This is a genomic window from Pseudomonas entomophila (genome assembly GCF_018417595.1).
In the GTDB taxonomy this organism is placed as follows: Bacteria; Pseudomonadota; Gammaproteobacteria; order Pseudomonadales; family Pseudomonadaceae; genus Aquipseudomonas; species Aquipseudomonas entomophila_C.
In genome coordinates this window covers 553,313-565,348 of record NZ_CP070982.1, presented here as the reverse complement: position 1 = coordinate 565,348, position 12,036 = coordinate 553,313, and the positions used below count along the sequence as shown (strand labels likewise).

Sequence of the window (12,036 nt, the reverse complement as noted above, 5' to 3'; positions counted from 1 at the left end):
GCCGTGTCGGGCAACCAACCGCTGTAGGAGCGGATTCATCCGCGATGCGCCGCGCGGGCGGCGCTCGATCTCATGGGCGATGCAACGCTAGCGTCGATCACCCAGAGACCCCGAGCCTTAGCCCGCGACCGGCGCGCGCCAGTCGTCGGAACCGGAAGTACCGGACACTTCGTGGGTCCAGGTGATCTTGCGGTAGGTGAAGTACACGTCTTCCAGGTGGGTGAAGTGGGCGTTGGCCGGGTCCTGGCAGTTGTGCATGTAGTCCTTGATGTCGACGATGATCGCGTCTTCCAGGACGGTGGTGTAGTAGTGCTCTTGAGTGCCCTGGGCCGAGGTGCGGTACCACTTGATCTCGACCTTGGTCATGCGCTCGCCCGAGGTCAGGGCGGCCAGCAGCAGCGGCGAGGCCTTGTCGAAGACCTTGGTGATCTTCACCGGCTTGTGCACGCGCTGGCCGGTCGGCTGGCCGGACTGCGGGTCACGCGGGATGATCACTTCGTGCTCGAAGCCCTGGACCATGACCTGGTCTTCGTGGCCTTCCTGGTAGGTGTTGCCCACCGAGTCGGCGGTGAAGGCGCCAGCGGTGATCAGACCTTGTTTTTCGCCGGTGACGGCCATGTAGGCGGGAGTTGCCATGTGTCGCTCTCCTTGCTTGGAAAATAGTCGCCGGGTGGCAGGAATTTGCCACCTCGGGGCGACTAGTTAATACAAATGGCGTGCCAGTTTTTATTTATCCATTAAAATCAGATAATTACAAAGCACGAACATCCATTTGAGTGTTCTTTTCAACTTTAACCATTCAAAAGTTGCGCAACTTCTTGCGCAGTGGTGGCAAAAAGTTGCGCAGTCTTCTGTACATGACGAGTACCAAGGCCTGCATCGAACTATCCACACACTTATCCACATTTGAGTGCGCAACTTCTTGCGCAGTTGACTGAGAAGTCAAAAACCTAAAACGTGAAAACAATAGGGTTGTGTTGAGTGGGCTGGCCTTGCCGGCGAAGAGGCCGGTGTAGCCAACACAATAAAATCGCTCCCACAGAAGGCCACTCACTTTCCAAATCTCGACCAAAAGCCACGCGCGGCAAACGCATCGCGCAGCTGCGCGGCGCCGATGCTGCGTTGCCCGGGGTCGAAGGCCAGGGCCATGCGCAAGGCCGCCCAGGCCTTGGCCGGCATGTTTTCCGGCACCCGCAGCGAATGCTGCAGGCCCTGCTCGCGGGCCTTTAACGACAGCACACGGTCGAACGGGTGACGACCAGTGACCAGTTCGTACAGCACGCAGGCCACCGCATACAGGTCACTGGCGGTGCTTGGGGTGCCGCCTTCGAACAGCTCCGGCGCGGCATACGCTGGGGTCCAGGCCTCGAAGCGGCCATGGCTCAGGTGCGGCAGGCCGGCCAGCGGGCCTTCCAGGGCCATGCCCAGGCCGAAGTCGAACAGGCGCAGGCCGTCGTCGGTGAGCATCACGTTGCTGGGCTTGAGGTCGCCATGTACCACGCCCTGGCTGTGCACGCAGGCGAGCACATCGAGCAGCGGCACGGCGATCTCGCGCACCTGCGCCCAGGCCAGGCCCATCGGCTGGTCGCAGAGCAGGCGATCGAGGGAAGTGCCGCGCATCAGTTCCATGGTGATGAAGCCACGATCGCTCTCCGGATCGACGGCGAAGCCTTGCAGGCGTACCAGATTGGGGTGGCGCAGGCGGCTGGTCAGGGCGTACTCGTTGAACAGCAGGGCGTTGGCGTCCGGAGCGGTGGCCAACTGGTCGCTCATCAGTTTCAGCGCCAGCAGCGGTTGCGGGTCGCCGAAGCGCTCCTGCAACAGGTCGCGGGCGCGGTACACCCGGCCCATGCCGCCCGCACCGAGCAGGCGCTCCAGGCGGTAGCGCCCGGCGAGCACGTCGGGCAACGGTGGCAGCGCACGCGCCGGGGTGGCGGCCGGCGCCTGCGCGGTGGCAGGTGCCCGCCCCTTGCCCCGCCGCTTGCGCCGGCCCTTGCCGGTGCGGGCGGGCTCGGGCGCGATGGCCTGGTTGAATGCGAAATAGGTCGACTCGCTGTCTTGCTCGAGTGCGTCGAGCACATCCAGCGCGTCGCCGCTGCCAAGGTTCATCGGTGGATCACCACTGCGGTCAGGTTGTCTTTCGCCGAACCGCCCAGGGCGGTTTCGAACAGGCGTTGCAGGGCTTCGCCAGGCGAGGCCAGGTCCAGCGCGTGGCCCAGGCCACCGCTCTCCACGCCGTCGTACAGGCCGTCGCTGCACAGCAGGAACACATCACCCGGGCACGCCTCGAACTCCAGCACTTCCAGGGTCAGGCTGGCACTGGCACCGACTGCACGGGTCAAGGCCCGCGCCGAGGGGTGCTCGCGGGCCTGCTCGGCGCTCATGCGCTCCTTGTCGATCAGTTGCTGCTGCAGCGAGTGATCACGGGTCAGTTGGTACAGGCGCTGGCCGCGCCATAAATAACAGCGGCTGTCGCCGGCCCACACGCAGGCACCGCGGCGGCCTTCGAGCAGCAGGGTGACCACGGTGCTGCCGATGATCCGCGCCTGGCCTTCGACGCTCACGGTGAGCTCCTGGCCGAGCCGCCGGTTGATCCAGTGCAGGCACTGGCGCACGGCGACCACGCGCTCGTCGAACGTGCTGCTGGCCGGCAGTTCGGCCAGGCTCTCGACGATCATCTGGCTGGCGACATCGCCAGCCTCGTGGCCGCCCATGCCATCGGCGACTGCCCACAGCCCCTGCTGCGGGCAGTCGAGAAAGGCGTCCTCATTGCGCGCACGGACCTTGCCCGGGTCGGTGCGCGCCGCGCTGCGCCAGGGGGTGGCAGGCTGCATCACAGCTCCCCTGGCAGGCGGAAGCCGCGCAGCACGTTCATGTCGAACGGGTTCGGCGTGCGCTGGCTGGTCAGCAGGTAGTTGGCGCGCATGCCGCCGACATTGGCCTTGAGCACCATGGTGTCGCGGCCCTTGAGGTACTCGGTCTGCATCAGGTCGAGCAGGCGGAACAGCGACCACGGGCCGCCGTTCTTCTCCAGCGCCATGGGGCGGCCGTTGAGCTGCTCCAGGGTCAGGCTGCTGTTGCCGTCCTGGGCTTCGGTCGGCCACTTCAGGCTGGTGGAGACGATCGGGCCGTGGCGGTAGTCGATCACCGTGTCGCCGAAGCGGAACTCGGCGCGGCTCACCGACGGGTCGAGGGTGTACGGCTCGAGCTTGAACTGCACCTGCGGCTCTTCCGGGTTCTGCGCGAAGAAGCTCTGGCGGATGGTCTGGGCCGCGCCCATCTGCTCCAGGTAGGCCCTGGCCATCGGCAGGCTCTGGCCATCGAGGCTGCGCAGGCGGAAGGTGCCGGCTTCACCGCTGACGAACGGGCGCATGTAGGTATCGAAGAAGCGGTCCGCCACACCTTGAGCCTTGAAGAAATCGCGGAAATCGCTGATCGCCACATCGCTGGTGCCATGAGCGTTGAACGGGTAGCGCGACTCGATGGCGCGGCCATAGAAGCTGTACAGCTCGCTCTGGTAGCGCTGGTTGAGGTAGCTGTAGGTGTCGTTGAGCACCATGCGCCAAATGTCGTCGGACAGCAGGTTGAACCAGCCGGCCACTGGCCGCGGCAGGCGCGTGGTGCTGTTACGCAGGCTGCTCAGGGCATCACGCTGGCCCGACATGCGCGCCTTGGCCATCTGGTACGAGGCTTCCTCGGCCTGGTTGGAACGGGCCAGGCCGGCCATCTGCTGCTGCAGGTCGTTGAGCGCCTGCATGGTCGGCGCCAGGTCGGGGCCCGGGCCGTTGTTGTCGTCGAGCAACCGGTGCAGCGGCTCGAAGCGCCGTTGCAGGGCCATGCGCGCGGTGTCCGGCAGCGGCTTCTTGGCCAGGGCATCGCGGGCCTTGTCGGCCACGGCGCCGGCCACTGCCGCGCCGCCCTTGCCGAGCTTCTTGGCGGCGGCCTTGCCAGCCGCGGCCTCGGCCGCCTGGCTGCCTTCGTCCGGGGTTTCCGCCAGCACCGGGAAGCGGGTGTTCTCGCGCACCTCGGTGAGCAACAGCAGCAGCGGCGAGTTGGCGGCGGTCAGCGCCGACATCTGGTCGGCGCTTTCGCCCGCGTCGTTGAACGGGATCAGGCCGACCTGGTTGATCGCCTCGCCCCAGTAGTTGGCGTAGTCGCGGAAGTACAGCTGCTCCAGCTCGACCATCAGCCGGCGCATGTCCATGTCACTGATGCCGCTGCCCTCGCCCAGCACCCAGTTGTCGCGCAGGATGTCGTTGACCAGGTTGGCGCCCTGCACCGAGAAGTACTGCTGGTAACCCTGGGAGGTGTAGAAGCCGGGGATCGGGTAGTCGATACCAACGAACTGGCTGGCCTGCGGCCCGAGCTGCTGGCTCAGGCGGTACTCCGGCAGGCTGCGGGCCTGTTCGCGCAATACCCGGTAGACCACGCTGGCCAGGGACTCGGCGCGCAGCACCTGGCGCGCCTGGGCCACCAGGGCGTCGTTGAGCGGGTAGGCGAACGGCTGCTCGAGCAGGCGCCCGAAATGAGCGTTCAGGCCTTCCTGCACGGCGGTGTTGCCGGGGTACTGCTGCGACCAGCCAGCCGCCACCCAGTCCTTGAGCCAGCCCTGGTCGCGGCGGTCGGGCATGCCGAGCATCAGGTAGGCGCGCAGGCTGTTGAGCAGCCGCTCACGGCTTTTCAGGTTACCGCGAATCTGCCCTTCGACCATCTGTGCTACCCGTGGCAGCAGGAGGGTTTCCAGCTCGCGCTGGTAGGCCGGCTGCAGTACTTCGTTGGCCGGCACGCCCTGGTACAGGCCACCGCGGTGCAGCCACGAAGCGTCGCTGCGCTCAGGGAACACGCGCGAAGCCTGCCAGGCGGTGTCCAGCGGCTTGAGCGCGGCCAGGGCGTCGTCGCGGGCGCCCAGGCCAACGTGCTGGCGGTGCCATTGCTGGCCCAGCTCACGTACCTGCTCCAGGCGTTCATGGTTGCCGGAGAAACTGCCGGCCCACAGCACGCCGAACAGCGCCAGCGCCGCGAGGGCGCCGAGGTAGACCGCACGCTGGCCCCAATGGATGCGTCGACGTTCGCGCTGGTCGAGGCCGGCCAGGTCGTACTCGGGGAAGATCACCCGGCTGAACAGCTGCAGGATGAAACGCGAGCGCCCCTGTGGCGCGGCTCGCCCGGGCTGGCCGGGATGGTAACCATTGTCGCTGTCCACCTGCGGCGCCTGGTGCGGCGCGCTGGTCAGGTAGAAGCCGCGCAGCTGGCTGGCGCGCTGGTAGCGGTTGCCGGTGAAGGCGGCGTCGACGAACAGGCACAACTGGTCGCCGATGCGCCCCAGCTGGTGCGGGAAATCGAGGATCCGCGCCCGGCGCAGGGTGTTGCGCTCGTGGTGCATGCGCTGGGTGACCTGGTCACCAAGGCGTTGCAGCAGCCCTTGGAATTCCTTGGCCAGCAGCTCGGTGTCGGCGCCGTTCTGGCCCTTGCCGAAGGTGATGCCGAACACCTGCTCGTTCTCTTCGCGCGACTGCTGGTCGAAGAAGGCGTCGAAACCTTGCAGGCGATCGGTCTTGCTCAGCACCAGGTACACCGGCACCTCGACGTGCAGGCGCTGGCGCAGCTCCTGCAGCCGCGAGCGGACTTTCTGCGCCAGGTCGTTGACCGCGGCCTCGCCGCCGAGCAGCGTGTCCAGCGGCACGGTGACCACCACGCCATTGAGCGGGCGGTTGCGCCGGCGCAGGCGCAGCTGGTCGAGCATCACCCGCCAGGCGCTGCCGTCGATCTCGCTGTCGGACTGGTTGAGGAAACGCCCGGCGGTATCCACCAGCACGGCTTGCTCGGCGAAGTAGAAGTCGCAGAAATCGCCATTGGACGGATCACGGGCGAGCTTGCGCTCCAGCGCGTTGATCGGGAACTCCAGGCCCGAATGGTCGATCAGGCTGGTCTTGCCCGCACCCTGCGGACCGAGCACCAGGTACCAGGGCAGGTCACGGCGCCAGCGTTCGCTGCGGCCACCGTAGAGGCTCGAATGCTTGAGCGTGGACAAGGCATGCTTGAAGCGGGCCTTGATCTCCTTGCCCTCCTCTTCCTTGCGTTCCTCGCGTTCCAGGCGCTCGCGGCCGTCCTCGCTCTCAAGCTCGGCTTGCTTGCGGTTGTTGGCGCGCCAACTGGCGAACACCATCCACAGGCCCCACAGCAGGAACAGCACGCTGATGGTCAGCAAACGCGCCGCGGCGTCTTCCCAGAACTTGTTGTCGGCCACCGCCAGCAGTGGCCCGGCGAACCACACCAGCAAGGCCAGGGCCAGCACCAGCAGCAGGCTCCAGACCCAGGTCTTGGCGAGGAAGGCGCCTACTTTCTTGAAAAAATTCTTCATCACAGGTCCTTGTGTCACTGCCGCGGTTGGGCCGCAGGCTGCTCAAGCGTCTGGAAGGGTTGCAGGACGGTCGCGCGCTGTTCCCCCAGCACCCAGGCGAAACCGGAATACATCACCACCAGGCACACCAGGGTGAACAGCGCCACGCTCCACCACGGCACGATGCGCACCGGGCTGTTGCGCAACTGGTCCAGGCCTTCCCAGCGCGGCGACAGCTCGCGCGGCACGTCGCCACGCAGCTGGCGGATCTGCCGGAACAGCGCGTCGCGAATGCCTTCCAGTTCGGACATGCCGCGGTCGATGACCCGGTACTTGCCCTCGAAGCCCAGCGACAGGCACAGGTACATCAGTTCGAGCATCGGCAGGTGCTTGACCGGGTTCTTCGACATCCGGTCGAGCAGCGAGAAGAACTTCTCGCCGCCGAACGTCTCGTTGTGGAAGGCGCTGAGCAGGCTCATCTGCGACCACTGGCTCTCGTTGCCCCAGGGGGTGGTGACCACCGCCTCGTCGACCACGGTGCACAGCAGGTAGCGGGCCACGGTGACCTGGCCGTTCTCCACGCCCTCGTAGTGGATGCGCGCCTCGAAGGCGCGCACGCAAGCGCTCAGGCGCTCCTTGAGGTTGTTCAGGTCTTCGGCGGTGTCGCTGTGCTTGAGCCGCACCACTTCCGAGAGCAGCTCGCCGGCGGCGGCCACCAGTGGGTTGAGGCCGACGCTGAAGCTGCCGCTGGAGGGCAGGCGCGCCGAATAGACCACACGTTGCTCCAGCGGCTCGGCCCGCGCCGAACCGCCCAGGGCGGTGAGCGCCTGCCCTTCCGGAGCCGAGCCATCCTGGTTGAACAGGACGGTCTTGTCGTCCTGGGGGGTATCCATGTCCATGCTCATGCTCAGTTCCTGATGGCCCAGAATTTCAGTTCGAGATCGGAGAACTCACTGGTGACGTGGAAGGCGAAGCCACCGGAGCCGTCCATCTTGGCGCGGTCGGCGGCGTCGAGTTCGACGATGAAGTAGGTCTTGTTGGCGTGGAACGGGATCTGCCGCGGCGCCACCGGCAGCGGTTTGACCTTGAGCCCCGGCAGGTGCAGGTTGACCAGCTGGCGGATGCGCTCCACCGGGCCGACCTTCAGGTGCGACGGCAGGCGCTGGCGCAGCTCCTCGGACTCGCAGTTGGCGCTGGCCGCCAGCACGAACGAGGCGGTGGTGAGCAGGCCCGGGTCGTGCAGTGGCGAGACCAGGATGCCGTACTGGCGCTGCTGCAGTTCCAGTTCGATGGCGTGCTGCTCGAGCACCATCGACAGCACCTGGCGGATCGACTCCATCAGTTTGCGGAAGCTCGCACCCTGGTCGCTGTGCTGGTAGCGGGCATCCAGGCGCGGGCGCTTGGTGTCGCTGGAGAAGGTCGACAGGTCACCCAGCATGATCAGGAAGGTGCGGTACAACTCTTCGGGGTGCACTTGTTCCAGGCTCAGGTAATGGCGCAGCAGCAGTTCGGTACGGTTGATCAACTGCAGCATCATGAAGTCGCCGACCTCGGCGCCACCGACCTTGCCGTTGGAGCGGATGCGCTCGGCCAGGGTGTCGCCGCGCAGTGCCAGCATGCTGATGACTTCCTTCAGGCACGACAGCAGGTACACCGAGGAGTGGGTGCGGATGAAGGTCGGCACGAAGTCCGGGTCGAGGCTGATGACCCCGTCGGGCGAGGTGTCGAGGATCTCGCAGACCTTGAGCTTCACGTAGGCCTGGTCGGTCTGCTGCTCGCCCAGCAGCAGGCGGAAGTCGGGGCGCGCGCAGTTGATCTGGCTGCTGTTGTCGTCGCCGGCGTTGGAGTCGGACACCTCCACCTCGTAGGTGGTGTAGCGGGTCAGCACATCGGACTGCTCGGGGCGGCGCGCCTCGATGTGGTTGCCGGTGACCAGCGGCAGGGCCATGAAGATCGGCGTGGCGCCGGTGTTCGGCGGCACGTCCAGGGCCAGCGGCTCGCTGCTGCCGTCGAGCTCGAACAGGCTGCCGTCGGGCAGGATGCCGGCGGCGCGACTGATCACCAGCTTGCCCATGTTGAGGAACTGCAGGTCGATCTCGAGGTTGATGAAGCCCCAGGTGTAGGTACCCAGCAGCTGGGTGCGGGTCTTCATCTGGCTGTCGTAGTAACGGTCGTTGTGCTGGAAATGCTGGGGACGCAGCAACATCCCCTCCTGCCAGACTACCTTGTGCACATTCATGGGCGCTCACCCGCTTGTGCCACTGCCGGCACGCCATTGTGGATACCGGCCTGGTCCAGGTAGAAGTTGGCGGTCACGCGCTCGCCGGCGCGGATCGCCTGCACCCGGCGCCACTGCGCCTGGTCGAGGTCGCGGTAGGCGGCCATGATGCCGACGAAGCGGCTGTCGGGGTCGATGCTGAGCTTGAGGGTCAGGGTCTCGCCCGGGCGCAGCTCATGCTCCTCGCTGGCCACCATGTCCGGCGACAGGGCTTCTTTCGGGCGCTGGTAGAGGCTGAAGAAATCGGTGGTTTCGAAGGCCACCGGGTGCTTGAGCTCGAACAGGCGCACCACCACCGGCGACGGCCGGCCATTGATGTCCAGGTTGAGCTGGTCGGTGGCGGTCAGCGTGAGGTCGAGCTTGGTCATGTGCGAATACGGCGACAGGGCGCTGCAGCCGGCCAGCCAGGACAAGGTGGCCAGGGCCCACGTCGCCCTGAGCATCGTGCGGGTGATGCGAGTCATGGAAATCATCCTTGCGGGTCGTGATGGAGGGAAGCGATCAGGCGCACCTGCTCTTCGTAGGTTCGGGCGAAGTCTTTGGCCAGCAGGCGCTCGCTCCAGTCTTCGTTGCCCATCAGGGCCTGGTGGTAGCGCACGTAGGATTTCCAGCGGCTACCGAACAGACCTCTGCGGCCCTGGCGCTCGAACTGCAATACCAACTGTTCCGGGGCGAAGTGCTCCAGGGTGCTGCGCAGTGCGTGGCGGCTGGCGCCGAGCATGGCCACCTGGTGCGCCTGCAGGTCGCGGAAGGCTTGCGACACAGCCTGCTCGGCGGACATCTGCCCGCCACGGCGTGGCTTGAGCAGCTCACCCAGCACCTGATCGGCCTCCAGCGGCGCCTTGATCGGGTTGCGACTGGCACCTTGCGGGGTGGTCAGCGACAGGCGCAGTTCGTTCTTCAACTCGCTGCGGGTGCGCAGGCTCTGCTGCAAACCGCCGATGCTGTGGCGCAGCAGCCCGGCGGCCTGCACCGCCAGGTCTTCGCGGGCCTGCTCGTCGAGGTTGTCCATATCCACCCCGAGGGCGGCGCCGAAGCGCTTCCAGAAGGCGTCGTCGCGGCGCTCACGCGGGGCCGGCGCAGGCGCGGGCTCGGGCGCGACGGCCGGCACCAGGGTCGGCACGATCAGGCTCTCGCGGTCGATCTGCGCGTAGTCGGCGCGCTGGCGGGCCGGTGGCTCGGGCATGGCCATGGCCGCCAGCTCGTCCATCGGATGCAGGCGGGACTCTTCCTGGTCCAACGCGGTGATCGGGTCGAGTTCGAGGAAGGCATCGTCGGGGATGATGTTGCCGCCCGGCATGCCCAGGCTGACATCCATGCCCGGCTCGCTGTCGATCAGCCGCGCGCGCACTTCGATGTCACCCAGGCGGTACACCGCGCCCTGCTCGATGCGGTACGGCTCGCCCTTGCGCAACTGGGCGCCGCTGCTGGCCAGGCGCACGCCGTTGCTGCTGATGTCGGTCAGGAAGAACCCGCCGTTCTCGTAGGTGATCTGGGCGTGATGGCTGGACAGGTGACGCTTGTCATCCTCGATGCACCAATGGCAATCCTTGGCCCGACCGATCTCGCCACCGGCGCGGCCGAAGGTCTTGGTCGGCGAATCGGTGCGGCCGTGCTGGCGTTTGTCGAGCAGTTCGAAAACCAGTTCCATGGTCAGGGCTCCTTGTGCTCAGTTGCCACGGTTGAGGGCCTGGGGGTCTCCCAGGGGGCGGTAGCTGTCGTCGTCGAACTTGTAGTTGCCACCGCAACCAGCCAGGGCGAACGCGGTAACCAGGGCCAGCAACGTGACCCGCCAGTGACGGTGAAACATCGGAACGACTCCATGTACGGATGAGGCATGCGCCGCCACGGGCGCGCCTGGGTGGGAATAGGTAGGTGTCGGGGTCATGCCGGTCAGCCCTCGCAATCGCCGATCTGGATGTTCAGGCGCCCCAGCCGGTACAGCAGGGTGCGCCGCGGCAGGCCGAGTTCGCGGGCTGCCAGGGTCTGGTTGCCGTCGTGCTTGCGCAGGCAGTCGAGCAGCAGGCGGCGCTCGACCTTTTCCAGGCGCTCGCGCAGGTTCAGCTCGCTGTCTTCCAGCGGTGGCTCGGCCAGGCTCAAGGCGAAATGGCCGACTTCCAGCTCATCGCCCTCGCACAGCAGCACCGCGCGCTCCACCAGGCCCTTGAGCTCGCGCACGTTGCCGGGGAAGGCGTAACCGTCGAGGTGATCCAGGGCGGCCTGGGACCAGCCCACCGGGATGCGTTGAAGGAAGTCGCAGGCCTTGTCGCAGAAGTGCCGGGCCAGGGTGATGACATCGCCGTTGCGTTGGCGCAGCGGCGGCAGCTCGATGGGGAACTGCGCCAGGCGGTAGTACAGGTCTTCGCGGAACAGGCCGTCGCTGACCATCTGCGCCAGGTCGCGGTGGGTGGCGGCGATGATGCGCACGTCGATCTTGTGGGTGACGTTGGAGCCCAGCGGGCGGATCTCGCCTTCCTGCAGCACACGCAGCAGCTTGGCCTGCAGGGCCAGGGGCATGTCGCCGATCTCGTCGAGCAGCAGGGTGCCGCCGTCGGCGGCGTCGAACAACCCCGGGCGGTCACGCTCGGCGCCGGTGAAGGCGCCCTTGCGATAACCGAACAGCTCGCTTTCCAGCAGGCTCTCGGGGAAGGCCGCGCAGTTCTGCACCACGAACGCGCCCGAGCGACGCGGGCCGTAGTCGTGGATGGCGCGGGCCACCAGCTCCTTGCCGGTGCCGGTCTCGCCGCGCAGCAACACGGTGTAGGGGCTGTGCAGGACCTTGCTGATCATCTGGCAGGTCTGGCGCATGGCCTGGCTCTGCCCGATCAGGCCGTAGCTGCTGGCAGCGATCGGCGCGGTGCTGGTTGCCTGGGGTTGTGGCCCGGGCTGGCGCAGGCGGCGCAACAGCTGCAACTGGCCCATGGCGAAACCACCCAGGCGGCCGAGTGAGTCGGCGAACCCTTCCAGCGCGCCGCGCTCGCGGTTCACGCACAACAACACCCCGGCGACACGCTGCTGCGCGGTCACCAATGGCACCGCCAGCAGCGCCTGCCAGGGTGTGTTCTGGCAAGGCAGGAAGCTGGTGTCAAACAGGCTGGCGGACAGTTCGGCGATGTTCACCACACGGTTCTGGCACAGGGCGAACTGCAACAGCTGCTCGCCGTTGTAGTCGGCCGGCAGGCTGGAACAGTCACGCGCCAGCAGCTTGCCGTCGAGCCAGGCGGCTTCGAGCCCGAGCCGGGTATGGGTCGGGTCGAGCAGGTATACCTGCACCAGCGGGCAGCCGCTGAGCCCGGCCACGGCCTGCACCAGCGCCTGCAACAGGCACTGGTCGTCCGCCGCCCGGGCAAGGTCGGTGAAGGTACCCAGCAGCGACTCGGCATAGGCCAGCGGGTGCGGCACGTGCGCGAACATCACA

The 12,036-nt window shown here is 66.7% G+C and carries 10 protein-coding genes; all 10 read right to left on the bottom strand.

Translation table 11 applies throughout. The annotated features are described in order from the left end of the window. Nucleotides 1–117 precede the first annotated feature (117 nt). The 10 genes from JYG34_RS02520 to JYG34_RS02475 all read right to left on the bottom strand — a co-directional run bounded on the left by JYG34_RS02520 (nt 118) and on the right by JYG34_RS02475 (nt 12,032). The gene (locus JYG34_RS02520; protein ID WP_011531920.1) at nt 118–636 is read right to left on the bottom strand and encodes an Hcp family type VI secretion system effector; all 519 of its coding nucleotides are present in this window, start codon (nt 634–636) and stop codon (nt 118–120) included. Nucleotides 637–1,050: 414 nt separating this feature from the next. After that, complete coding sequence (locus JYG34_RS02515; RefSeq protein ID WP_213659343.1) at nt 1,051–2,109, bottom strand: serine/threonine-protein kinase; 1,059 nt, start codon at nt 2,107–2,109, stop codon at nt 1,051–1,053. Next, the gene (locus tag JYG34_RS02510) at nt 2,106–2,834 is read right to left on the bottom strand and encodes a PP2C family protein-serine/threonine phosphatase (protein ID WP_011531918.1); all 729 of its coding nucleotides are present in this window, start codon (nt 2,832–2,834) and stop codon (nt 2,106–2,108) included. The genes JYG34_RS02515 and JYG34_RS02510 overlap by 4 nt, the downstream gene beginning before the upstream one ends. Further along, the gene (gene tssM, locus JYG34_RS02505; RefSeq protein ID WP_213659342.1) at nt 2,834–6,361 is read right to left on the bottom strand and encodes a type VI secretion system membrane subunit TssM; all 3,528 of its coding nucleotides are present in this window, start codon (nt 6,359–6,361) and stop codon (nt 2,834–2,836) included. Before tssM ends, JYG34_RS02510 begins: the two co-directional genes overlap by 1 nt. A 14-nt stretch (nt 6,362–6,375) precedes the next feature. Then, nucleotides 6,376–7,245 (bottom strand): type IVB secretion system protein IcmH/DotU, encoded by an 870-nt coding sequence (gene icmH / locus JYG34_RS02500; protein WP_213659341.1) that lies wholly within the window; start codon nt 7,243–7,245, stop codon nt 6,376–6,378. Between the two features lie 2 nt (nt 7,246–7,247). Further along, nucleotides 7,248–8,579, bottom strand: a complete 1,332-nt coding sequence (gene tssK / locus JYG34_RS02495) for a type VI secretion system baseplate subunit TssK (protein ID WP_011531915.1) — start codon at nt 8,577–8,579, stop codon at nt 7,248–7,250. Next, complete coding sequence (gene tssJ, locus JYG34_RS02490; protein WP_011531914.1) at nt 8,576–9,082, bottom strand: type VI secretion system lipoprotein TssJ; 507 nt, start codon at nt 9,080–9,082, stop codon at nt 8,576–8,578. Before tssJ ends, tssK begins: the two co-directional genes overlap by 4 nt. Before the next feature lie 5 nt (nt 9,083–9,087). Continuing rightward, nucleotides 9,088–10,269, bottom strand: coding sequence for a type VI secretion system-associated FHA domain protein TagH (tagH, locus tag JYG34_RS02485; protein ID WP_213659340.1), 1,182 nt, complete (start codon nt 10,267–10,269; stop codon nt 9,088–9,090). An 18-nt stretch (nt 10,270–10,287) separates the two neighbouring features. After that, complete coding sequence (locus JYG34_RS02480; RefSeq protein WP_011531912.1) at nt 10,288–10,428, bottom strand: hypothetical protein; 141 nt, start codon at nt 10,426–10,428, stop codon at nt 10,288–10,290. Nucleotides 10,429–10,511: 83 nt separating this feature from the next. Next, nucleotides 10,512–12,032, bottom strand: a complete 1,521-nt coding sequence (locus JYG34_RS02475; RefSeq protein WP_213659339.1) for a sigma 54-interacting transcriptional regulator — start codon at nt 12,030–12,032, stop codon at nt 10,512–10,514. Between the last annotated feature and the right edge of the window lie 4 nt (nt 12,033–12,036).